This window comes from Burkholderia sp. BCC1999 (genome assembly GCF_905339975.1).
Classification (GTDB): Bacteria; Pseudomonadota; Gammaproteobacteria; order Burkholderiales; family Burkholderiaceae; genus Burkholderia.
The window spans coordinates 214,633-238,358 of record NZ_CAJPHP010000013.1 but is presented as its reverse complement, the minus strand read 5'-3'; the positions used below and the strand labels follow the sequence as shown (position 1 = coordinate 238,358).

Annotated in this window: 21 protein-coding genes; 18 read left to right on the top strand and 3 right to left on the bottom strand. The window is 66.6% G+C overall.

Annotation, left to right across the window (positions count from 1 at the left end; all coding sequences use genetic code 11):
* Nucleotides 1-2: 2 nt before the first annotated feature.
* Complete coding sequence (locus tag U5809_RS20870) at nucleotides 3-818, top strand: alpha/beta hydrolase (protein ID WP_322087962.1); 816 nt, start codon at nucleotides 3-5, stop codon at nucleotides 816-818.
* A 7-nt stretch (nucleotides 819-825) separates the two neighbouring features.
* Here the strand turns inward: U5809_RS20870 and U5809_RS20865 are convergent, their stop codons facing one another.
* Nucleotides 826-1,848 carry a MerR family transcriptional regulator gene (locus U5809_RS20865; RefSeq protein ID WP_322087961.1) on the bottom strand — a complete coding sequence of 341 codons (1,023 nt, stop codon included), beginning with the start codon at nucleotides 1,846-1,848 and terminating at the stop codon, nucleotides 826-828.
* Nucleotides 1,849-2,039: 191 nt separating this feature from the next.
* Here U5809_RS20865 and U5809_RS20860 point away from each other — a divergent pair, with 191 nt between their 5' ends.
* Entirely contained in the window at nucleotides 2,040-2,735 is a 696-nt protein-coding gene (locus U5809_RS20860; RefSeq protein WP_282508093.1) for a hypothetical protein, read from the top strand.
* A 42-nt stretch (nucleotides 2,736-2,777) separates the two neighbouring features.
* On the opposite strand, the gene U5809_RS20855 is transcribed toward U5809_RS20860, so the two are convergent.
* Both U5809_RS20855 and U5809_RS20850 read right to left on the bottom strand, forming a co-directional pair.
* Nucleotides 2,778-3,863 carry an ATP-binding protein gene (locus tag U5809_RS20855; protein WP_322087960.1) on the bottom strand — a complete coding sequence of 362 codons (1,086 nt, stop codon included), beginning with the start codon at nucleotides 3,861-3,863 and terminating at the stop codon, nucleotides 2,778-2,780.
* Complete coding sequence (locus U5809_RS20850; protein WP_322087959.1) at nucleotides 3,860-4,597, bottom strand: response regulator; 738 nt, start codon at nucleotides 4,595-4,597, stop codon at nucleotides 3,860-3,862. The genes U5809_RS20855 and U5809_RS20850 overlap by 4 nt, the downstream gene beginning before the upstream one ends.
* Before the next feature lie 438 nt (nucleotides 4,598-5,035).
* Here U5809_RS20850 and U5809_RS20845 point away from each other — a divergent pair, with 438 nt between their 5' ends.
* From U5809_RS20845 to U5809_RS20770, 16 genes are all read left to right on the top strand, one after another.
* A complete protein-coding gene (locus U5809_RS20845; RefSeq protein WP_322087958.1) occupies nucleotides 5,036-6,520 on the top strand; it encodes a flavin monoamine oxidase family protein in 1,485 nt (494 codons plus the stop codon).
* 10 nt (nucleotides 6,521-6,530) lie between these two features.
* The gene (locus tag U5809_RS20840) at nucleotides 6,531-7,190 is read left to right on the top strand and encodes a c-type cytochrome (RefSeq protein ID WP_322087957.1); all 660 of its coding nucleotides are present in this window, start codon (nucleotides 6,531-6,533) and stop codon (nucleotides 7,188-7,190) included.
* A 35-nt stretch (nucleotides 7,191-7,225) separates the two neighbouring features.
* Nucleotides 7,226-7,900: a hypothetical protein gene (locus U5809_RS20835; RefSeq protein ID WP_322087956.1), complete on the top strand. Its 675-nt coding sequence runs from the start codon at nucleotides 7,226-7,228 to the stop codon at nucleotides 7,898-7,900.
* Nucleotides 7,901-7,973: 73 nt separating this feature from the next.
* The gene (locus U5809_RS20830; protein ID WP_322087955.1) at nucleotides 7,974-8,597 is read left to right on the top strand and encodes a TetR/AcrR family transcriptional regulator; all 624 of its coding nucleotides are present in this window, start codon (nucleotides 7,974-7,976) and stop codon (nucleotides 8,595-8,597) included.
* Between the two features lie 245 nt (nucleotides 8,598-8,842).
* On the top strand, nucleotides 8,843-9,676 hold the full coding sequence (locus tag U5809_RS20825; protein ID WP_322087954.1) for a phytanoyl-CoA dioxygenase family protein: 834 nt from the start codon (nucleotides 8,843-8,845) through the stop codon (nucleotides 9,674-9,676).
* Nucleotides 9,677-9,693: 17 nt separating this feature from the next.
* Entirely contained in the window at nucleotides 9,694-10,107 is a 414-nt protein-coding gene (locus tag U5809_RS20820) for a RidA family protein (protein WP_176048731.1), read from the top strand.
* A gap of 216 nt (nucleotides 10,108-10,323) precedes the next feature.
* Complete coding sequence (locus U5809_RS20815) at nucleotides 10,324-11,688, top strand: DUF1329 domain-containing protein (protein ID WP_322087953.1); 1,365 nt, start codon at nucleotides 10,324-10,326, stop codon at nucleotides 11,686-11,688.
* A gap of 85 nt (nucleotides 11,689-11,773) precedes the next feature.
* The gene (locus U5809_RS20810) at nucleotides 11,774-13,618 is read left to right on the top strand and encodes a DUF1302 domain-containing protein (RefSeq protein WP_322087952.1); all 1,845 of its coding nucleotides are present in this window, start codon (nucleotides 11,774-11,776) and stop codon (nucleotides 13,616-13,618) included.
* A gap of 62 nt (nucleotides 13,619-13,680) precedes the next feature.
* On the top strand, nucleotides 13,681-16,041 hold the full coding sequence (locus tag U5809_RS20805) for an efflux RND transporter permease subunit (RefSeq protein WP_322087951.1): 2,361 nt from the start codon (nucleotides 13,681-13,683) through the stop codon (nucleotides 16,039-16,041).
* Nucleotides 16,042-16,071: 30 nt separating this feature from the next.
* Nucleotides 16,072-16,362 carry a hypothetical protein gene (locus U5809_RS20800; protein ID WP_322087950.1) on the top strand — a complete coding sequence of 97 codons (291 nt, stop codon included), beginning with the start codon at nucleotides 16,072-16,074 and terminating at the stop codon, nucleotides 16,360-16,362.
* A 31-nt stretch (nucleotides 16,363-16,393) separates the two neighbouring features.
* A complete protein-coding gene (locus tag U5809_RS20795; protein ID WP_322087949.1) occupies nucleotides 16,394-17,362 on the top strand; it encodes a WD40/YVTN/BNR-like repeat-containing protein in 969 nt (322 codons plus the stop codon).
* A 47-nt stretch (nucleotides 17,363-17,409) separates the two neighbouring features.
* Complete coding sequence (locus U5809_RS20790; RefSeq protein ID WP_322087948.1) at nucleotides 17,410-18,888, top strand: flavin monoamine oxidase family protein; 1,479 nt, start codon at nucleotides 17,410-17,412, stop codon at nucleotides 18,886-18,888.
* The gene (locus tag U5809_RS20785; RefSeq protein ID WP_322087947.1) at nucleotides 18,888-19,559 is read left to right on the top strand and encodes a c-type cytochrome; all 672 of its coding nucleotides are present in this window, start codon (nucleotides 18,888-18,890) and stop codon (nucleotides 19,557-19,559) included. Before U5809_RS20790 ends, U5809_RS20785 begins: the two co-directional genes overlap by 1 nt.
* A gap of 173 nt (nucleotides 19,560-19,732) precedes the next feature.
* Complete coding sequence (locus U5809_RS20780; RefSeq protein ID WP_322087946.1) at nucleotides 19,733-20,863, top strand: saccharopine dehydrogenase family protein; 1,131 nt, start codon at nucleotides 19,733-19,735, stop codon at nucleotides 20,861-20,863.
* A 39-nt stretch (nucleotides 20,864-20,902) separates the two neighbouring features.
* Complete coding sequence (locus tag U5809_RS20775) at nucleotides 20,903-22,456, top strand: AMP-binding protein (RefSeq protein ID WP_322087945.1); 1,554 nt, start codon at nucleotides 20,903-20,905, stop codon at nucleotides 22,454-22,456.
* 25 nt (nucleotides 22,457-22,481) lie between these two features.
* Entirely contained in the window at nucleotides 22,482-23,723 is a 1,242-nt protein-coding gene (locus U5809_RS20770; protein WP_322087944.1) for a thiolase family protein, read from the top strand.
* The last annotated feature ends 3 nt before the right edge of the window (nucleotides 23,724-23,726 follow it).

The following is a 23,726-nucleotide window of genomic DNA, read 5'->3' as shown; positions in this document are numbered from 1 at the left end:
TCATGACCGGCCGCACGGGCGTCCTGCTGATCCACGGGCTCGGCGGTACGCAATACGATCTCGGTTCGCTGCACAAGGCGATGCGGCGCGCGGGCGCCGACACGCACATGATCACGCTGCCGGGACACGGCACGCGCCCCGAGGATCTGGTCGGCGTGCGCGCGGAGGCGTGGCTCGACGCGGTGACCGAACAGTATCGCGCGCTGGAACGCGAGTACGACACGCTGCATGTCGCGGGCATGTGCATGGGCGCGCTGGTCGCACTGCTGCTGTGCCACCGCGTGCAGCATGCGCGCGGCCGGCTCGCGTTGCTGGCGACGCCGGTGTTCATCGACGGCTGGTCGACGCCGTGGTACCGGTCGCTGCGGCATGTGCTGTATCGCGTGCCGGGTATCGCGGAGCGAATGCGCGTCGAGGAAGGCGATCCGTTCGGCATCAAGAACGCGACGATCCGCGCGATCGTGAAGAAGAAGTTCGAGCGGCAGGACAGTTTCCACTACGCGTGGGTGCCGCTTGCCTGTGTGCGGCAGGTCGACCGGATGCGCGACTGGGCGCTCGAGGCCGCGTCCGGCACGCCGTGCCCGACGCTCGTGCTGCATGCGCGCGAGGACGAACTGACGAGCCTGCGCTCGGCCGATTTCCTGCTGGAGAAGATGCCCGACGCGCGCGGGATCGTGCTGGAGAACAGCTATCACATGATCTGCGCGGACAACGATCGCGACGACGTCGCGCGGCACGTGCTCGAATTCTTCGGCTTCGATCCCGTGCATGCGGTGAGCCCGGCGATGGCGCGGCGGATGGGGCGGCCGGAATCCTGACGGCGGACTACGTCGTTTCCGGTCGGCGGGCGAGCCGCTCGCGGATCTCCGGCGACGCCAGGCACGTCGCCACGGCTTCATAGCCGGGTGCGCCGGGGTAAGGCGCCACGCGTGACGGCGGGCTGTGATTGGCGGGGCACAACAGGATGGTTTCGTCGGGGCCGACGGCTGACAGATCGAGGATCGCCGACGAGCGCGTGAGCAGGAACAGCGGGCGCATGCCGGCGGCCGCGCGTTCGCGCAGATGCGCGATCAAGGCCAGTTGCGTGGGCCGGTCGAGATCCTGTTCGATCATGTCGACGACCCGCGCGCGCGGGCCTTTCGCTTCGAGGCCGACGAGCAGCGCGGTCAGCGCTGTCGACGGCGTTGCGCCTCTGCCGGTGAGCAAGGTCAATGTGCGGTCGACTCGCGACTTCAGCGCAGGATCGGCGTGCAATGCCGCGCGTGCCGCCGCACCATCGCTTTCCAGCCGATCGAGCCCCGCGAACACGGCGTCGGGCAGCGCGTCGGCCAGCCGAAGCGCGAGCCGCGTCTTGCCGCTTCCCAGCGAGCCGATGATGTAGTTCAGCGGCCGGATGTCACGACACTCGAACCACTCGCCGCCCCACGGCCACGGCAGGTTGAATGCGACACCGGCGCCCGTATCGTCGAGCAGCCTGGTGAGTTCGCCATCGGCCGGCATCCGGCCGCGTGCGAGGCCGGCGCGGATCGCGCGCACGCGGTCGATCTTGCGCACGAGATCCTGAATGCCGTGGTCAAGCGCCGTTTCATGAGCGGCCAGCGCGTCGTCGAGGCTGCGCGCGTCGCCGTCGAGCACGCTCGCTACCTGCGCGAGACCGATGCCGAGCTTGCGCAGCGCCGCGATGTCGGCGGCGCGGGCGAGATCGTCCGGGCCATACGCGCGGTATCCGGCCGGCGTACGCCCGGGCGTGACGAGGCCGTGCCGCTCGTACAGCCGCAGCGCCTTGATCGAGACGCCGAGCTGCGCGGCGGCCGCCGATGCGTTCAAACGGGGCGTGGACGTACCCATCCGTCACCTCTTTGCTGTCGATTCGTTGCGGTCAGCATAAAGGCGATCCCAAGGGGCGGGTCAAGCGCGATGGTGCGCCCGCTCAGTCGGCGGCCCCGTTCTCGCCGCGCCGCGCATCTGGGAGAATGCGGCTGCGGCCGTGCCGATTCACGGCCCGCATCGATACGGCGCAGGATCCGACAGGTGGGAAATTGACCGACAACGAAGAACTCTCGCTCCGCCCGGAAAGCCGCTTCTGGCAGCTTGCGCCGGTGAAATGGTGGATTCGCGGGCACGGCCGCGACGGCTATTCGTTCCGTCTGCTGCTGTGCCCGCTCGTGCTCGTGTTCGTGCTCGAATTCGCCTGCATGATGTTCGAAGCGCTGTACACGAGCATCGCCGTCAGCGCGGTCGCGACGCTGTTCCTCGGCGTCGCCGGTTACTACGGCGCGCAGCGCGAATGGCTGGTGACGTCCGCGACCGCGCGCGCACTCGTGAAGGCGCGCATGAAGAAGGCGGCCGAGCGGCTCGCGTCGCTCGGCGTCGGCGCGACGGTGCTCGCGATCTTCGTCGCCGCGACCTCGCTGTCGCTCGTGATGTCGGGGCAGCCGGTGCTGGACAGCGTGTCGAAGGATGCCGTGTCGATCTTCATCGCGCTGGTATTCCTGCCGGTGTACGTGTCCGGCGCGGTGCGCAAGCTGGCGATCGCGCGAATCGAGGAACTGGAGGCGCTGCGCAACGCGACGCTCGGCACGAAGCTGAAATTCGACCGGGCCGGCGCCGTGCGCGCGGTGGTCGTGCAGGGCGCGGCAGGGGAAGGGACCAAAGGCACGGTGTCCGCGATGGAGTACACGGTGCTCGGGTTCAGCCCGCCGCTCGAACAGGTCGGGCGTGAACCGCGCGCGTGAAGGCGTACCGGAGTAAGGGCGTAGAGGCGTAACCGCGGCGCGTTACGCCGGGAAGCGCTCGCTGTCGGGCGCCGGCGCGAGGTCGTCGGGCCACTGCACCTCGAATCGCGTGCCGCCCGCGCCGGTCGGCACGCAGAGGGCTTCGCCGCGGTGCGCATGCGCGATCGCCGCGACGACGGCGAGCCCGAGGCCGGTGCCGCCGGGTTGCGTATCGTCCACGCGCCGGAATGCCTGAAACACGTGCTGCGCGAACTCGGCCGGGATGCCGGGGCCGTCGTCCTCGACGCGCAGTCGGCACATCCCGTTCTCGACGCGTGTCTGGATCCGGATCGTGCCGGGCACCGCATGGCGGCGCGCGTTCTCCAGCAGCGCCAGCAATGCCTGGCGGATGCGGACCGGGTCGCAGCACATGTGTCGCGCGTCGAGATCGAGTTCCGGATGCTGGCCGGCGGCCTGCAGCGCGTGCGCGAACACGTCGACCACGGCGCGCACATCGGCGGCGAGATCGGTGTCGCGGATCTCGATGCTCAGGTGGCCGCTGTCGGCGAGACTGACCACGCGCAGATCCTCGATCAGCCGCGTCAACCCTTCGACCTGTGCGAGCAGGCTGCGGTATAGCGCTTCGCTCGGCGTGAACACGCCTTCGGCGAGCCCCTGCAGCCGCCCGCGCAGCACGGTCACGGGTGTGCGCAGTTCATGGGCGATCGCCGCGTTCCAGAACGTCTGCTCGTCGGTCACGCGCTGCAGTTCGCTCGCGAGTGCGTTGAAGTTGTCGGCGAGCAGCGCCGCTTCGTGCAGTGAACGGTCGCCGGCGACGGCGCGTGCACCGAGATCGCCGCGCGCGACGCGGCGGATGCTGTCCGTCACCGAGTTCAGCGGCACGAGGATGCGGCGCGACAGGTTGACCGCGACGACGACCGAGATCAGCAGGCCGACCAGCGTGGTCGAGATGATCCACACCCACTCCGGCCCGCTCGGGAGCCAGCTCTGCGGCTTGAAGTACTCGGGCGAGTACTGGTACAGCAGGTAGTAGAACGCGTAGGCCGTCACGACGATCAGCACCGTGATGCCGAACGCGATCGCGCCCATCGTCAGCGCGATCTGGCGGCTCAGGCCATCGAGTTTCAATCGCCGCTCCACAGTTTGTAGCCGACGCCGCGCACGCTGGCGGGCACGCCTTGCACGCCGAGGTCGTCCAGTTTCTTGCGCAGTTTGCTGACGTGGCTGTCTACCGTACGCTCCAGCGCATCGCCTTCCGGCAGGCAGGTGGCCATCAGTTCGGCGCGGCTGAACACGCGGCGCGGCGCGCGCGCAAGCTGCGCGAGCAGCTTGAATTCGGTGAGCGTGAGCACGAGCGTGTGCCGTTCGCTGCCGACTTCGACCGTCGCTTCGTGGTGCTCGAGATCGATCTCGAACGGCGCGGCGCGCAGCACGCGCTGTTCTTCCTGGCGCGAGCCGGCCATCGACCGGCGCAGCACGGCCTGTGCGCGTGCGACGACTTCGGCCGGGTTGAACGGCTTGACCACGTAGTCGTCGGCGCCGATGCGCAGCCCGGTCAGCTTGTCGATGTCCTGGTCGAGCGCGGTCAGCATGATGACCGGCGTGTCGCCGCGATGGCGGATTTCGGCGAGCACCTTCCAGCCGTCGACGTGCGGCATCTGCACGTCGAGCAGCACGAGGTCGGGTTTCAGCGACAGGTGGAGTTCGAGCGCGCGGCGGCCGTCGGCGGCGTGCACGGTGCGCAGGCCGTTGCGCGCGAAGTAGGCGGTCAGGATTTCGGCGATCTCGGGTTCGTCCTCGGCAATGAGGACGAGCGCTTGCGCGCCCTGGCCGGCGCCGGGAGATGAAGAAAATTCGGGCATGGCCACTCGTTCAGATCCATCGGGGTTCCATCGAGTCGCCATACTACCGCACGGCCAAATCAATCGAACGAAGGTGGGCGGGACCGGGCCGGCGCCGGATCGCCGGAGACGTCTTTCGACGTCCTTTCGGAATGGAAGCGATCGCAGTGTGACAGGGGAATACCCTGTCTTTTTTTTTCGATCTTATTTTATGTATCATGACCTATCTTTTGCAATATGTACTAATTAAGGGTGCCGGAAAATCCTTATCGGGACAAGGCAATACGGCACGTGACCAGGCAGGCATGCGAACAGGATTCGCGCACTTTCCAAGTGGGCGGACTGCCGGTGGGTGTAGCGGCCCGAGATCGCATCCAGTGTCAGATTCCGCGCGAGCGATGGCCGCGTGCCGCCGGGGCGGCCGCCGTTTGCGCCATTTGCAGGCGGTACCCACACATCATGTCCAGGAAGTCATCCATCAGCGGAACGGCCGACCCGCAGCGCAGGCAGTGGCTCAAGGTCGCGGGCGCATCGGTCGCGGCGGGCGGGTTGGCGCTCGGCGCCGCGCGGGCAAAGGCCGATGCGGCGCCGGCCGCGGGCCATGACGGCGCGGTGCTCGACGTCGCAATCGTCGGCGCCGGGCTGGCCGGCCTGACGGCCGCCCGCGACCTGCGCCACGCGGGATGCGAATCCTTCGTCGTGCTCGAGGCGCGCAATCGGGTGGGCGGCCGCACGCTCAACTACGACGTGGGCGGCGGGTACGTGACCGAAGTCGGCGGCCAGTGGATCGGCCCGGGCCAGACGGCCGTCGCCGATCTGGCCCGCGAGCTGGAGGTCGGCACGTTCCCGAGCTATTACACAGGCAAGACGGTGATTCTCGGTGGCGACGGGCGCGCCGAGATCGACCTGCAGGGTACGTTCGGCACCGACGAAGCCGTCGCGGCGAAGTTGAGCAAGCTGTCGCGCGACGTGCCGTCGGGTGCGCCGTGGATGTCGCCGAAGGCTGGTGAGCTCGATCGGTTGTCGGTCGGCGACTGGCTGGCGACGCAAGGCATCAAGCCGGAAGACCGGATGGGCTGGAACGCGTCGATCTCGCTGTCGGGTGGCACCGCACCGGCAAAGATGGGGCTGCTGCACTTCCTGTCGATGATCAACTCCGCCGATTGCGATTATGAACAGCTCGACTCGATCAGGCACAGCGCGCAGGAAACGCGTTTCGTCGGCGGCTCGCAGGTCCTCAGCATCCGGATGGCGCAGCAGTTGGGCGACAAGGTGCGGCTGTCGTCGCCGGTGCGCCGGATCGTCGGCTGGGATCGCGACGTCGTCACGCTGGAAACCGATCGCGGCACGGTGCGCGCGAAGAAGGTGGTGATGGCGCTCCACCCGGCGTTGTGCCACCAGGTGCAGTTCGACCCACCGCTGCCGGAAAAGCGCCACGCACTGCAGCGCGCGTGGCCGGCCCATTCGCCGGCGCGCAAGACGGCGCTGGTCTATCGCCGCCCGTTCTGGCGCGACAAGGGATTGAACGGGCACATCTTCCAGACCGACGGGCCGCTTTTCTGGGCTTACGACAATTCGCCGCCGGGCGGCGAGATCGGCGTGATCAACGCGTTCGTCCGGAATGCGCTGATGCCGTCGGACCTACAGGCGGCGAAGCAGATGCACGTGGAACTCTATGCGCAGGCGTGGGGCGACGAGGCGCGTGCGCCGGTGTTGTACCACGATCGCGATTGGGGGCTGGCCGATCCGTGGACGATCACGTGCGTGTCGGCGATCCCGCCCGGCTTCTGGAGCGCGCACGGCGAAGCGCTGCGCGCGCCGTGCGGCAACCTGATCTGGTCGGGTACCGAGACGGCGAACATCTGGGCCGGCTACATGGACGGCGCCGTGCGCTCGGGTCACCAAAGCGCGCTTCACGCGCTCAATGCTCTGCGTCGTGCTTAGGAGAGCGAAGATGAAGAAACGCATGCTGCTGCTTGCGGCGCTCGTGGCGGTCGGCGCGTTGCTCGCGCTCTATGGCCCGACGCTGCTCGGCATTTATCGCCTGCAGCGCCATATCGATACGACCGCGCAAGCCGACGATGCAGACGGCGGCCCGTGGCCGCGCGTGACCGATACGTGCATGGGCTGCCACGGCGTGAAAGGTACGTCACTCAACCAGGCGTACCCGAGCCTCGCGGGCCAGCCGGCGCAATACGTGGCCGAGCAGCTTCGCGCGTTTGCAAGCGGGCAACGCGCGAACCCGACGATGGGGCCGCTCGCGATGACCATGAGCGAAACCGAGGTCGCGCATCTGGCCGACTACTACACGAAGCAGGTGCCGGTGGACAACCGGTACTTCAAAGCGGATGCGCGACTGCGGGCGAAGGGCGAGCAACTGGTGACAGGCGGCGCGTGCGCCGCGTGTCACGGTGCACGGCTGACGGGGCAGGCGCAGTTTCCGCGTCTGGCCGGGCAGGGCTACGACTATCTGCTCGCGCAGCTCGACGCGTTCGCGAACGGCGCGCGCAGCGAGGCGACGGGCACGATGCAGCGCGTCACGAAGGCGATGTCGGCCGACGACCGCATGGCAATCGCGACCTATCTCGCGAGCGTCAGCCCCGGTAAACAGTGAATCATCGAAAGCAATCGACCTACGGAGTTCGAATCATGGATCACAGATCACTTGTCCTTTGTCTTTCCAGCGCGACGCTTGCGGCGACGACCGGTGTGTACGGCTTCAAGTTCGTCCGCAAGCGCAACTTCCTGCTCGGCTTCGAGTGGTGGATCGTGACGATCTCCGCTTCCAATGCCGTGATCTTCTTCGCGACCGAATCGCCGGTGTCGTACTTCATTTCGCACTTTCTCGACGCTTTCTCGCGCGGGTTCGGGATGCCGGTGATCGCGGTCGCCGGCCTGATGGCCGTCACGCACGGTTACCGGCCATCGACGCGGCAGGACGTGACGCTGTTCGTGTTCGCGGCGCTCGGGACGATCGCGCTCGTGGCCGGTGCGTTGGGGCACGTGCTGCCGTACTTCTACGTGACGATGTGGACGCTGATGTCGATCTATCTCGCCGGTTTCGTGTTGCGACTGGTGCGTGCCGGCCACGCGTTCCATGCGCTGACGACGACGATCGCGCTCGTCGCTTCGCAGGCGATCGCGTGCATTTACGACTTCTACAAGATCCCGGGCGAGGAAACCAACATCGTGTTCAATTTCTACGTACTGGCGCTGCTGACGTGGTCGTACCTGACCGCCGCGCTCTATTACGCGTATTGCGCACTGGAGCGCGAGGCAGGACGCAGCAATGCGAGCGCGAATGTCTTGTCGTATCCGAAATGAGTAGCTGTACTGATGAGCTGACGATGACTCGCGCCGTTTTCCGATCCGGCCGCAGCGATCGCGGAACGCATGGATGGACCGGGTTCGCCTGACCCGTGCGCAGCGGCGCGAGGCGACGCGCGAACGCCTGCTCGGCGCCGCGCGCGCGATCTTCGTGGAGAAAGGATATGCGGCCGCGAGCGTGGAAGAAATTGCGGCAGCGGCCGGGTATACACGCGGGGCATTCTATTCGAACTTTCGCAGCAAGACGGAGGTGCTGTTCGAGCTGTTGCGGCGCGATCACGACGATGCCGCGACGGCGTTGCAGCGAATCACTGGTATGCCCGCCGGTTCGGCAGACGACGCGCAGCGCGCGATGCTTGCGTACTGGCAGCGGCCTGCCGCGCGGCACGCGTCGCGGCTGATGTGGCTGGAGGCGCAGCTGCAGATGGCGCGCGATCCGCAGTTTCGCGCACAGTTCGGCGCGTTCCTGCGCGAGCGACAGGCGCTCGCGACTGCGTGTATCGACGCGTTCGCAACGCGCACCGGCGTGTCGCTACCGCTGCCCGCGCACGTGCTGGCGCTCGGCCTGACCGCACTGTGCGACGGCGTGCAGTCGTGCCATGCGGCCGACGCATGCAGTACCGACGACACGCTGGCCGATGCGGTGCTGATCGGCTTCCTCACGCACACGGTGTTCGACCGCATGCGCGGATGACGTAGCGGCGAAGCCGCGGCCGGGCTTCGTCGCCCGATTGTATGAACGCTGAAAGCGGGTTGTCATGGCAGATCGGCGGACCGCCGCGACGCGCGTTCGATCATGCAGACGAAACAGGGAATACCCCGTCTTTTTCTTTTCATTATTTTTGTCATGATGACCTAACATAGTCATCATGTTCTACTGAAGGGGCCGGCAGTGAAGATCGGCCGCCGGTTGTCGCTGAACGAATCAGGAGATTGACGATGGACGCAAAGATGCGAAAGGCTTTCTTCGAGGATGGGGCAGTGCTCATCGAAGGGGCGCTCAATGACGAACAACTCGCGCATTGCCGCGCGGCGTTCGACTGGGGGATGGAGAACCCGGGCCCGATGGCATCCACGCTGCTCGACGGCACCGAATACCGGTCGCACAACGACAACGCGAACCCGTATGCGAAGGCGCGGCTCGACGAACTCGTCGGGACGTTGCCGTTCGGGCAGTTGTTCGCCGACCTGTGGGGCTCGAAGCACGTCTGGTATTTCGCGGAGGAGCTGTTCATGAAGGCCGGCGGCAAGAGCGCGCGCTCGCCGTGGCACCAGGACACGTCGTACCTGCCGTGGCAAGGGATGCATTTCGGCAATGCGTGGATCAGCTTCGAGGGCGTGCCGAAGCGCAATGCGCTGGAAATCGTACGTGGCTCGCATCACGGCGTTCGCCACGACGGCACGACGTTCCAGAACGCCGAGGATCCGACGGACCCGCTGCATGGTGGTGACGTGTGGCCGCGCCTGCCGAACATCGAGGTCGAGCGCCGCGCGGCACCGGGCGCGTACGACATCCTGTCGTGGGAAACGAAGCCAGGCGACGTGCTGCTGCTTCATCCGGGCGTACTGCACGGCGGCGGCGCGGTCGATGCCGACTTCCCCGATCGCCACACGCTCGTGCTGCGCTTCTTCGGCGACGACGCGGTGTTCAGCCCGCTGCCGGACGAAAGCCGTTCGGGCTTTACGCCAGCCGGCGTGCTGTTCGTCGAGGAACTGGCCGCGCTGAAGGCCGGTGATCCGTTCCGCGCGTCGTGTTTCCGCCAACTTGTTTGAACCGGGAGATTCTCATCATGACAGCAACCCCCAAGCGGCAATCGATCGTGCCGGCCGCATTCCAGCCGTGGTACGACGCGTACCACTTCTCGCCGGCGACGCGCGTCGGCGACACGATCTGGGTGTCGGGCCAGGTCGGCCTCGACGCGCAGATGCAGCCTGCCGACGGCGTGCAGGCGCAGGCTCAGATCGCGTTCGAGTGCCTGAAGATGATCCTCGAGGAAGCCGGGGCAAGCCTGGCCGATGTCGTCGAGCTGACGACCTTCCACACGGATCTGCAGCGCGAGACCGAAGGCTTCGCGGCGGTCAAGGACAGGTATTTTCCTGATCGTTACCCGTCGTGGACGGCAGTCGGCGTGTCGCAACTGGCGCTGCCGGGGCTGTGCGTCGAGGTTCGTGCGGTGGCGGTGGCGGGTTCGGGCAAGGACTGACGGCACGCATCGATGATTTGTCGTCGGCGCTGCGTTCAACATGAATCGCAGTACTGATGAAAGATTTGGAAATGAAAGACAAGCGGCGAGCGGCCGGCGGGAGCCCAGCCGGTCACGCTCAACGAGCGACGCCATCGTCGGCTGACGAAGGCGATCGAAGTGAACACGTGTCGTCCGCGATGGGCGAGCGTAGGCGGAACGGGAAGGAGAACCGTGATGAAGAAGCATCGTTTGTGGGCAGCGTCCGCGATCGCGGCCGCTGCATGTGTCGCGATCGGCACCGCCGTCGCGGCGGACGACCTGACGCCGGCCGGCGCCGACCGCGCGGCGAGCAAGAACGGCGCGGTGCCGGCCTATGCGGGCAAGCAGTCGCCCGACGCGGGTTGGGAGTGGGGCAAGGAGCGCGGCGATTTCTGGAAGCACCGCAACGAGAAGCCGCTCTATTCGATCGATGCGGCGAACGTCGACAAGTACGCGGACAAGCTGTCGCCCGGGCAGGTCGCACTGATCAAGCAGAAGAAGGGCTACCGGATGGACGTGTACCCGTCCCATCGCGAATGCCAGTTGCCTGAAGTCGTCGAGCAGAACTCCAGGGCGAACCTGACGGCCGCGAAGCTGGATTCGGCCGGCGAGAGCCTCGCCTCGGCCGTGCTGCCGGGTGTGCCGTTCCCGCAGCCGAAGAGCGGCATCGAAGCGATCCTGAACTACGAGATGCGCTATCGCGGCGCGGGTGTCGACTGGGCGCAGGTCGCCACGGCCATTTCGCCGCGGCCGGGCAGCAGCGAATGGATCGACGCGGTCGGCCCGCAAACGCTCTACTTCCCGTCCGCCAGGCTCGGCAAGAGCTCGCCGCAGGACGTCGAACAGCTCAGCGCGGCGGTCTACTTCCAGATGAATTCCCCCGCCGCGCTGGCCGGCCAGGCGTTCGTGCAGCGACAGTATTTCAACAAGGCGTCGGAAACGTACTACTACTTCCCGGGCCAGCGCCGCGTGCGACGCATGCCGGCCTACACGCACGACGCGCCGCTGATCGGCTTCGAGAACCAGTACCTGATCGACGAAGGCAACATGATCAACGGCTCGCTCGACCGGTTCACCTGGAAGCTGGCCGGCAAGAAGGAAATGATCGTTCCGTACAACGCGTTCGGCCTGTACCGGTTCAAGAGCAAGCTGCACGATGTCGCGACGCCCGACGGCCTCGCCGCCGCGAACCGGCGTTACGAGACGCATCGCGTGTGGGTGGTCGAAGCGACGCTCAAGCCGAGCGCGCGGCATGTCGCGTCGAAGAAGGTGTTCTATCTCGACGAGGACAGCTGGCTCGCGCTCGTCGGCGAGGACTACGACGCGCAGGGCAAGTTGTGGAAAGTGCGCGAAAGCTACCCGATTCCGGTGTGGGAGCTGGGCGGCACCTGCGACAACGAACCGCTCGCGCAGTACGACATGATCAACGGCCGCTACGTGTTCGATGCGTCGTCGATCGGCCAGGGCAAGGACGTGCGCTGGCTCGAGCAGGCCGACGATCCGCGCTTCAAGCAGGATTTCTACACGGCGGAATCGCTGCGCTCGGTCAGCGAGCGGTGACGGCAATCGGTTGACGGCTGGCGGATAAAAGGACCGGCGCGCGCAACGATCGCGCGCCGGCGGCGGACAGGGGCGGAGGTGGGTCATGGAACCGGCAAGATTAGTCAGGAATGCGACAGTTTCGATTGCGATCGCGGGTGCCGCGACGTCGAGCGCGTATGCATACGATTTCACGGCGGACGGCGGCGCCGTACAGGGCTCGTGGGTGACGAACCTGACGGCCGGCGCGGGGATCCGGACCAAGAATCCGAGCTGCTCGCTCACCGGCGATCCGAACGCGTTCGGCTGCGGCGCGGCCGCGAACACCAACCAGTGGGGTTACGCGGACAACGGCGACCTGAACTATCGCAAGGGCCAGCCGTTCAGCACCTACGTCAGCGCGACCAGCGAGCTGTTGCTGAAGATGCCGGGCGAAGGACTGAAGTTCATGGTGCGCGGCACCGGCATGTACGACTTCCTCGCCGGCAACACGAACCGCACGCCGTTGTCGAGCACGGCGGCCGCGCAGGTCGTCTACAACGCGCAGTTGCTCGACCTGTGGGCGCAGAAGGATTTCACGATCGGCGGGCGCAACGCGCACGTGCGGCTCGGCAACCAGGTGATCAACTGGGGCGAGAGCATGTTCGCGCAGAGCGGCATCAACGCGACCAACTCGATCGACGTGCAGAAGCTGCTGATTCCCGGCTCGCAGCTCAAGCAGGCGCTGCTGCCGGCGCCGATGGCGAGCTTCGCGGCGGACTTGTCGCACGGGTTCAGCACCGAGGCGTATTACCAGTTCCAGTGGAACGGCAACCGCTACCCGCCGGTCGGCTCGTACTGGTCGGTGACGAACGGCTTCGGCCGCGGCGCCGAGCCGTTCACGATCAACACGAACAACCTGAACGTGATCGGCCCGAGCGCGGGCACGATCGCCAACGCGATTGGCGGATCGGGGGCGGCTGGTAACCAGGACACGCTGAACGCGATCAAGAACGGGCTCGTGAACGGCACGTATGCGGGGCCGCCGTTCAACGACATCGGCCTGCCGAGCACAACGAACCTGCCGGCGAAATACCGGCCGCAGTTCGGTGTGAAGTTCAACTATTCGCCGCGCTCGTTCGATGCGAACTTCGCGTTCTACTACCTGAACTACACGGACAAGTCGCCGGTGCTCGCGTCGCTCGCGAACGGGACCGAGCAATGGTCGTATCTCGGCCGGCGCCAGCTGTTCGGCGTCAGCGCGAACTTCGGGATCGGGCCCTGGGCGATCGGCACCGAACTGTCGTACCGGCCGCGCGATGCGGTTGCGCTGTCGAGCTGCTACGGCGCGGGCGGCCCGCTCGACCTGAACACGAACGGCGTGGCGGGTATCGACTGCCAGCAGTGGGTCGACAAGAAGAAATTCCAGTACGACATCAACGGGTTGCTGGCGCTGACGCGCAGCGAATATCCGTTCCTGAAACTGCTCGGCGCCGATTCGGCCGCGCTGACATGGGAGCTGACGTGGATCTACTACCCGGGGCTGAGTTCGAGCGGCGTGACGCGCACGATCAACGGGCAGACCGTTACGCAGGTGCCGCAGACCGGCTACCTGCCGTGGCTGAACAACGGATCGGCTGCGGGCTATCCGATCGGGATGGGCCAGGGCACCTCGAGCTCGGTGGGCGCGACGATCGATTTCAACTGGACCTATGACGGCTCGCTGATTCCCGGCTGGCAGGTCACGCCGGGCGTGACGTTTTCGGACGGCCTGTACGGCTACACGCCGACCTTCACCGCAAATTACATGCAGGGCGCGAAGTCGGTGAACGTCTACGTGCTGTTCAACCAGAATCCGCCGAACTGGCAGGCCGGTATCAACTTCACCGCGTTCTGGGGCGGCCACAACACGGTGGGTCAGCCGTACGCGGACCGGAATTTCGTCGGGTTGTTCGTCACGCGGAATTTCTGACAGTGGCGGGATGGCTGGCGGCGTGCATCGCACGCGGCCGCAATACATGAGGGAGTAAGGTCGTGCTCAATCGTCTGGTCAGTCGCCTGGAAAGGTTCTTCTTCGGTCATCGTGCGCTCGTGCTCGCGGCGATCGCGTTGTTCACCGTTGCGATGGCCGTGTTTGCCGTGCAACTGCGCATGGATGCCGGCTTCGAAAAGCAGATGCCGATCGGGCACGAGTACATCCGCACGTTCCAGCAATACCGCAACGACCTGCTCGGCGCGAACCGGATCACCGTGGTCGTGCGGGCGAAGCACGGGTCGATCTGGTCGAAGGCAGGCTTGACGCGGCTGTACGACGTCACGCAGGCCGTCACGTACCTGCCGAACGTCGACCGGATCGGCGTGCGCTCGCTGTGGACGCCGAACGCGTTCGTCAACGAGGTGACCGACGAAGGCTTTCGCGCGGAGCCGATCATTTCAGGCACGGTCACGCCCGACCAGTTGACGCCGGACGTCGTGGCGCGCGTGCGCCGTGCGACGACGCTCGGCGGCTACGTCGGCACGCTCGTGTCGCACGGCGAGGACAGCGCGATGATCACGGCCGAGCTGAACGAGCGCGACAGCGCCGGCAAGGTGCTCGACTACGTTGCGTTCAATCATTTGCTCGAAAGCAAGATCCGCAAGCCGTTCGAGGATGCCGGCTACGAGATCCAGGTCATCGGTTTCGCGAAGCAGATCGGCGATATCGCCGACGGCGCGACGGCCGTGCTCGGCTTCTGCGCGGTCGCGCTGCTGCTCACGGCACTCGCGGTGTACTGGTACTGCCATTCGGTGCGCTTCACGGTGCTGCTGATTGCGTGTTCGCTGACATCGCTCGTGTGGCAGTTCGGCACGCTGAAGCTGCTCGGCTTCGGGCTCGATCCGCTCGCGGTGCTGGTGCCGTTCCTCGTGTTCGCGATCGGTGTGTCGCACGGTGTGCAGCAGGTGAACTTCATCGTCCGCGAGATCGCGCACGGGCAGAGTTCGTTCGATGCGGCGCGCCACAGCTTCAGCGGCCTGCTGATCCCCGGTGTGCTCGCGCTGATTACCGCGTTCGTATCGTTCATCACGCTGCTGCTGATTCCGATTCCGATGGTGCGCGAACTGGCGATCACCGCATCGCTCGGCGTCGCGTACAAGATCGTCACGAACCTGATCCTGCTGCCGGTTGCGGCGTCCTGCTTCAACTTCAAGAAGTCCTACGCGGACAACTCGCTCAAGCGTGCGCAGCAGCGTGCGAAGCCGCTGCGCGTGCTAGCCCGCGTGGCCGAGCCGAAGTACGCGAACGTCACGGTCGCGCTGACTGTGGCGATCTTCGCGCTCGCCGCCTGGCAGAGCCGCGATCGCGTGATCGGCACGCTGCAACCGGGCGCGCCGGAACTGCGCGCGGACGCGCGCTTCAACCGCGACGCGACGTCGATCGCCGGCAACTACGACATGGGCCTCGACTGGCTGACGGTTGCGATCGAGTCGAATGGAAAGGCCTGCGACAACGCGGCGGTCGGCCTGTACGAGGACGACTTCTCGGCCGCGATGCGCACCGAACCGGGTGTCGTGTCGGTGCAGTCGTACTCGGCGATGCTGCGGGCATACAACCAGGGCTACAACGAGGACTTCCCGAAGATGAACGTCGTGCCGATCGACGGCGAGAACTATGGCGCGGTGTCGGTCGATGTGTCGCGCATGAAGGGTTTCATGAGCCGCGATTGCGGAATGACGGCCGTGCACCTGTTCCTGACCGATCACAAGGCGACCACGATCAACCGCATCCTCGACGACGTGAAGCAGTATCGCGCGTCGCATCCGTTCCCCGGCATCACGGTGCGGCTGGCCGCGGGCAATGCAGGCGTACTCGCCGCGACGAACGACGAAGTCGAGAAGAGTGAGTTGCCGATGATGCTTTACGTGTACGCGGCGATCCTGATCCTCGTGTTTCTCGCGTACCGCGACTGGCGCGCGATGCTCGCGTGCTGCCTGCCGTTGTCGGTCGCGACCTTCATCGGCTACTGGTTCATGAAGGAACTGCAGATCGGGCTGACGGTGGCGACGCTGCCGGTGATGGTGCTGGCGGTGGGAATCGGTGTCGACTACGCGTTCTACATCTACAACCGGCTGCAGGCGCATCTCGCGGGCGGTCAGGACATCGTCAAGGCTGTGCAGCACGCGATGCTCGAAGTGGGTGTCGCGACGATCTTCACGGCGATCACGCTGGCGATCGGCGTCGCGACGTGGAGCTTCTCGGCACTGAAGTTCCAGGCCGACATGGGCAAGCTGCTCGCGTTCATGTTCGTCGTGAATCTCGTGATGGCGATGACCGCGCTGCCTGCACTCGCGTCGCTGCTCGAACGCTGGTTCCCGCGCCGCAAGCCCGCCCGCGCACCGGGCCTGTTCAGCCACTGAAGCCGACAACATCCCGACGGAGATTCACTCATGGTCAAGACTCTCGCAGTTTGCGGCGTACTTTGCGTTGCGGCCGCTGCCTTCGAACGCTTCCATGAAGCGGTTGCCGACCGGCCCGCGCCGGCGCATGCGTTCACGACCGACGCAACACGCGTCGCCGTGCGTCACGCCACGCCGGACGAACCGGGCGTCGCTCCATCGCCGAATGACGGCAGCGCCGAGCGGCAGACGGCCGCCGTGGCCGCGCAGGTGGCGAACAAGCCGCCGATCGTTGCGCTCGGCGTAGCGAATTCGGGCTGGCCGGCGTTGTTTAGCCACTGATGCCCGCGCATACCACTACAGAGGTTCATCCATGATCAAGACGCTAGTTGCCTGTACCGCGCTCTGCTTTGCCGCGACGGCTTTCGCGCAACCGCCGGGCGGAACGGTCGCGGCCTGGACCGCGAAGCCCGCGCACGTGTGGCCCGCGCCGACACACATGATGCTGATGGACGCCACCCGCGCCGGGTCGCGGATCGTGGCGGTTGGCGAGCACGGCATCGTGTTGCTGTCCGACGATGACGGCAAGAACTGGCGGCAGGCGCGGCGCGTGCCGGTGTCGGCGACGCTGTCGGCCGTGACGTTCGCGGATGCGAAACATGGCTGGGCCGTCGGCCAGTGGGGCACGATTCTCGCGACCGACGACGGCGGCGACACGTGGGTCGCGCAGCGGCTCGACACGTCGGTCGACCAGCCGCTGTTCTCGGTGCTGTTCACGAATGCTCAAGACGGCATCGCGGTCGGCCTGTGGTCGCTGATGCTGCAGACGCATGACGGCGGCAAGACGTGGGTGCGCACGAAGTTGCCGAAGCCGCCGGGCGGCGGCAAGGCCGACCGCAATCTCTATCACGTGTTCGCTGACGCCGAGCACGCGCTCTACATCGTGTCCGAGCAGGGGATGGTGCTCAAGTCGGTCGATGCGGGCACGAACTGGACTTATCTGCCGACGGGCGGCAAGGGCACGTTGTGGTCGGGCGTCGCGATGCCCGATGGGCGGATCGTGGTAGGCGGGCTGCTCGGCAGCCTGTTCGAGAGCCGCGACGGCGGCACGACGTGGGCCGCGCAGCACACCGGCACGCGCAGCTCGATCACCGATCTCGTCGCGACGGGCGGCGGGCTGGTCGGCGTCGGCCTCGACGGACTGACGTTCGCGCAGCGCGTGGCAGGCGGCCCGTTCGACGTCGCACAGCGCGTGGATCGCGCGACGCTCACCGCTGCGCTGATCGATGCACGCGGCAAGCCGGTGCTGTTTTCGCAGGACGGCGTGCTGGCTGCGCCATGAGTTGTGGTTGAACCCGCAAGAACGCAAGGAAGGATGGAGTACGCAAAATGAAGAACAAGTACAGGCCGGACATGCAGGCCCGGCGGCGGATATTGCGCGCCGCGGCTGCGGGCGCCGCGTCGCTCGCGGCCGGCGAGGTGTCGTTCGCGGAAGGCGCGGCATCGGCCGCTCCCGATCGTGGCGTGTTCGATGTCGTCGTCATCGGCGCCGGGCTTGCGGGGCTCACCGCCGCTCGCGATCTGAAGCGCGCAGGGTGCGAGTCGTTCGTCGTGCTGGAGGCGCGCGATCGCGTCGGTGGACGGACCTACAACCACGATCTCGGGCATGGCGTGGTGTCCGAAGCCGGCGGCCAGTGGATCGGCCCGGGCCAGACGGCGATCGCCGACCTTGCGCGTGAGCTCGGTGTCGATACGTTCCCGACTCATTACGCAGGCAAGACGGTCGTGCTGGCCGGCGACGCGCGCGTCGCGCAGGATTTCCAGGGCGGTTCGGGCGGAGACGACGCGATCGGCGCGAAGCTCGGCGCACTTGCGCGCGGTGTGCCGTCTCGCGAACCCTGGACCGCGCAACATGCGGCGGAGCTCGACAAGCTGACTTACGGCGACTGGCTGCTCAAGCAGGGCGTGACCTACGAGGACGGCTACTTTCTCGGCCTCGCCGCGAAGCTGTCGCTTGGCGGCGCACCGGCGCAGCTCGGGCTGTTGCACTACCTGTCGATGATCAACAGCGCCGACTGCGACTATGCGAAGCTCGAATCGATCAAGGGCGGCGCACAGGAGACGCGCTTCGTCGGCGGCTCGCAGGTGTTGAGCATCCGGATGGCGAACGAACTCGGCGAGAAGGTGCAACTGTCCTGCCCGGTGCGCAAGATTTCAGGCTGGGATCGCGACGTGGTCGATGTGCAGACCGATCGCGGCGTGCTCCGTGCGCGGCGCGTAATCGTCGCGCTCAATCCGGCGCTGTGCCAGCAGATCGCGTTCGATCCGCCGCTGCCGGACGGCCGCGCGCAACTGCAGCGCAACTGGCCGGCGAATGCGCCGATGCGCAAGACGGTACACGTGTACGACCGTCCGTTCTGGCGCGACGACGGCTGCAACGGGCAGATCTTCGAGGTGGGTGGCCCCGTGTTCATGGCGTACGACAACTCACCGCCGGACGGTTCGGTCGGTGTACTCGCCGCGTTCGTTGCGCCGGGTGCGCTGCCGGCTGAACCGAAGGCCGCCGAACGGACGCTGTCGGCCATCTTCGCTCGCGCGTTCGGCGACAAGGCGCTGAATCCGACGCAGTTCCACGACTACGACTGGGGCCGCATCGATCCGTGGACGCTGCAGTGCATTCATCCGCTGCCGCCGGGCTTCTGGACGAAATGGGGCAGGTACCTGCGTCCGGAGGCCGGCCGCCTGATCTGGTCGGGTACCGAAACGGCCGACCTGTGGCCCGGTGCGATGGATGGCGCGGTGCGCTCGGGGCACCGCGCGGCGCTGCAGGCGCTTGGCAAGTTGGCCGGCCGCGGCGGGGAGGTCTGATGAAACGAATCTGGAAGATTGGCGCCGCGCTGGCGGTCGCGGGCGTGGTGGCGGGCGGCGTGCTGTACGGGCCCGACCTCGTCGACGGCATGCGTTACCAGAGGGCGATGGCCGCGATCGGCGGCGCCGACAAGGCCAACGGCGGCGCATGGCCGCAGCCGCAGGAGACGTGCTTCTTCTGCCATGGCGTGCATGGCCAGTCGCAGAATGCATGGTATCCGTCGCTGTCCGGTCAGCCGGCCACCTATATCGCCGCACAACTGCGCGCGTTCGCGACCGGCCAGCGTAGCAACGCATACATGGCGCCGCTCGCACGCGAACTCGACGACGCGAAGATCGACGCGCTGGCGACCTATTTCGCGCGGCAGGCGCCGGCACGCAACGAGGCCGTAGCGGCAGATGCCGCGCTCGACAGGCGAGGGATGGCGCTGGTGGAGGCGCGAAGCTGCCGCGCGTGCCACGGCACGGCGCTGACGGGCAAGGATCCGGCGCCGCGCCTAGCGGGCCAGGGGCAGCTTTACCTGGAAACGCAACTGGCGGCGTTCCGCTCGGGTGAGCGGCGCGATCCGACCGGCGCGATGAACGGGCTGGCCGCGACGTTGTCGGGCGACGACACGCGTGCGGTGGCGCACTATCTGGCCGGCCTGTCGCCGGACGGGGCGGCCAGATGATGCACGAAGGGCGTCAGGGCCGGGAATACCCTGCCTTTTTCTTTGCCGTTTACTTTGTCATAGTGACCTAATATTGGTAATGTGTTCTATTAAATGGCAGCGCGGATGTGAAGCGGCAGTACCCGACTTTTGACCGAACCGGTTTTCAACAACTCACGTATCAGGAGACAACCATGGCTAAGCACCCCGTCGTCGTATATGGCGCAAGCGGTTACACCGGCATGTTGATCATGGACTGGCTGATCGACCAGAACATCCCGTTCACGGCGGTCGCTCGCAACGCGGGCCGCACGAAGGAAATGATGGCGCAGCGCGTCGTGCGCCTCGAATCCGCGGAATACGAAATCATCGAGGCGGAGCACGACGTCGATGCGCTCGTGAAGGCGTTCAGCGGCGCGAAGGTGGTGTGCAATACGGTGGGGCCGTTCTCGAGCTTCGGGCTCGTCGGCGTGGAAGCCGCATTGAAGGCCGGCTGCCACCACCTCGATACGACGGGAGAACAGTCGTATATCCGCGACGTGCGTGACCAGTTCGGCGAGCTGTACCGCCAGGCCGGCCTGCTGGTGTCGTCGTCGAACGCGTACATGTACACGTTCGCGGAGATCGCCGCCGAGCTCGCGCTCGAGACGCCGGGTATCGACGCGCTGGAAACAGCCACGCTGACGCGCGGCCCGCGTGGCTCGGCCGGCGTGAGCATCGGTTCGACCGCGACGATCTTCGACGGCGCACGCCACGAATCCTGCTACCTGTGGGAGAAGGCGCTCGTGCCGCACGCGCCGGACGCATCGTTTACCGTCGCGACGCCCGAACTCATGCAGCCGGTGTTCTGCCTGCCGTGGGGCGGCACGTCGCTGCCCGTCTACTTCGAGCGCGATCCGCGTGTGCGCAGCTGCATCTCGTGCGTGGGCTTCTACGACAACAACGTGATGAAGCTGGTGCACCAGTTCGGGCAGAAGTGGGAAGCCGAATACAAGCACCTGCCGCGCGAGCAGCAGGACGCGGTGCTGAAGCAGGTGGTCGCGTCGACCACGCCGACGATGCCGCCGCGCGAGCGCACGACGATCCAGCGCAGCGTCGACTTCGCGATCGGCCGCGGCCAGCTCGCATCGGTGCGCGCGACCGTGCACGGCATCACGCCGTACATCTCGACGGGTGCGATCCACGCGGCCGGCGTGCTCAAGCTGCTCGACGGCGACGTCGCGCGAACGGGCTTCGCGTCGGGCTCGAAGGCATTCGGCCATCGCTACCTGCTCGGCTTCCTCGAACAGCGCGGGCTCGCGCGCGCCACGGTCACGCAACTGTGACGGCCGCCGCACCGGACCAGACCCAACGGAACTTGTGACATGGCCATTATCGATTTCTACGACCGCGGGTGGCGCCTCAATCCCGACGGCATCGCCTATATCCAGGACGAGCGCAGCTACACGTTCCAGGAGATCGGCGAGCTGTCGTGCCGCATCGCAAACGGGCTGCTCGCCGCCGGCTTCGCGAAGGAGGCGAAGGCAGCGGTGTGGGCGGACAACGACGTGATCGGCTGGAGCTGCGCGCTCGGCATGTGGCGTGCCGGGCTCGCATATATCCCGGTGAACGGGCGCAACGCGGTGGCCGAGAACCAGTACGTGCTCGATGCGTTCGACTGCGAAGTGCTGTTCTTCCACCAGGCGTTCGCGGCCGCGATAGACGCGTTGCGGCCGAGCCTGCCGAAGATCCGGCTGTGGGTGTGCCTCGATGCCGACCTGCCGTGGGCGCCGTCGCTGGCCACCTGGAGCGAGCGCCAGCCGGCGACGCTGCCGGCCGTCGATTACGCGATGGACGACGTCGTCGCGCTGTCCGCCACGGGCGGCACGACCGGCGCGCCGAAGGGCGTGATGAACACACACCGTTCGCTGCAGACGTACTTCGCGCAATTCATGATCGCGATGACATACGGCGACGCGCGCCCGGTGAATCTCGCCGCGGCGCCGATGACGCACACGGCCGGCATGATGTCGCTGCCGTGCACCGCGCGTGGCGGCACGGTCGTCGTGCTGCCGAAACCCGACCCCGCGCTGTTGCTCGGCGCGATCGTCAAGCACCGCGTAACCGAGTTCTTCCTGCCGCCGACGGTGATCTACCGGCTGCTCGACATCCCCGGCATCGACAAGGTCGATTTCTCGTCGCTGCGCTACTTCCTGTACGGCGCCGCGCCGATGTCGGTCGAAAAGCTCAAGCGCGCGATCGACGTGTTCGGCCCGGTGATGACGGGTGGCTACGGTCAGACCGAGGCGCCCGCGTCGATCTCGTACCTGACGCCGGCCGAGCATTTCGTCGACGGCAAGATTGCGTCCGACACGCGGCTGGCGTCGGTCGGACGGCCGAACCCGCTGGTGCGCGTCGAGATCGTCGGCGAGCGCGGCGACGTGCTGAAGCAGGGCGAGACCGGCGAAATCTGCGTGCGTGGCGATCTCGTGATGAAGGGCTACTACAACGCGCCGGACAAGACGGCCGAGACGATCGTCGATGGCTGGTTGCACACCGGCGACATCGGTCATCTCGATCCAGAAGGCTACCTGCACATCACCGACCGCAAGAAGGACATGATCATCAGCGGCGGCTTCAACGTCTATCCGAGCGAGGTCGAGCAGGTGATCTGGGCGCATCCGGCGGTGCAGGACTGCGCGGTGATCGGCGTGCCCGACGATACATGGGGCGAGGCCGTGAAGGCCGTCGTCGAGCTCAATGCCGGCCAGCAGGTGAGCGCGGAAGAACTGGTCGGGCTCTGCAAGGAGAAACTCGGCTCGGTGAAGGCGCCGAAGAGTGTGGACTTCGTCGCCGCGCTGCCGCGCAGCACGGCCGGCAAGGTGCTGAAGAAGGACCTGCGCGAACAATACTGGCAGGGCCAGCAACGCAGGATCTGAGCCTGATTCATACGGATTCCATACGATGAGCAACATCTACATTGCCGGCATTGCGATGACCGTGTTCGGCCGGCATCTCGACCGCAGCCTCGACGACCTGGCGAGAGAGGCGCTGCAACGCGCGTTGCGGGATGCCGGCTGCCATGCCGACGCGATCCGCGCGGCGTTCTATTCGGGCATCACCAACGGCGCGTTGCAGGGGCAGCTGTCGATTCCCGGCCAGGTCATCTTCAGCAAGATTGGCATTGAAGGTGTCCCGGTGTTCAACGTCGAGAATGCGTGCGCTTCCGGCAGCACGGCCGTTCACCTCGCCGTGCGGGAGCTGCAGTCGGGCGCGTGTGACGTCGCGCTCGCGCTCGGCGCGGAAAAGATGAACGTCGCGGACAAGGCGAAATCGTTCGCGCTGTTCGAGGCAGGCTGGGACGTGTCGCGTGTCGACGAGAATTTCGCGACGCTCGCCCGGCTCGGCGAAGGGATCGAGCCGCCGCCCGGGTCGGAATCCGATCGCCCGTACAGCCGTTTCATGAAGATCTACGCGGCGATGTGCCGGCATCACATGCACACGTACGGCACGACGCAGCGGCAGATTGCCGCCGTGTCGGCGAAGAATCACGGGCATTCGGTGCACAACCCGTATTCGCAGTTCCGGCAGCCGTTCACGATCGACGAGGTGCTGGCGGCCGCGCCGATCACGTACCCGATCACGCTGCCGATGTGCGCGCCGCTGTCGGATGGCGCGGCGGCCGCGATCCTTTGCACCGAGGAAGGGCTGGAGCGCATCGGCGCGGATCGTAGCCGCTGCATCCGGATCGCCGCGAGCGTGCTGCGCAGCTTTACGCGGCGGCGCCTCGACGAGCCGCACAAGCACATCGGCCGGCTCGCCGCGCTGCAAGCGTACGAGCAGGCCGGCGTGGGGCCGGAGGACATGGACGTCGCCGAAGTACACGACGCGTCGGCGATGGGCGAAATCATCCAGGCCGAGAACCTCGGCTTCGTGCCGCTCGGCGAAGGCGGCCCGGCGGCCGAGCGCGGCGAATTCACGCTCGGCGGGCGCATTCCGATCAACACGTCGGGCGGCCTCGAATCGAAGGGTCATCCGCTCGGTGCGACCGGCATCGGGCAACTGTACGAGCTGGTCACGCAGTTGCGCGGCGAAGCGGGCGCGCGGCAGGTGGACGGCGCACGCCATGCGATCCAGGAGAACGGCGGCGGCCTGCAGGGCGTCGAAGAGGCCGCGCTGGCGATTCACATTCTGAGCAGGGACTGACGG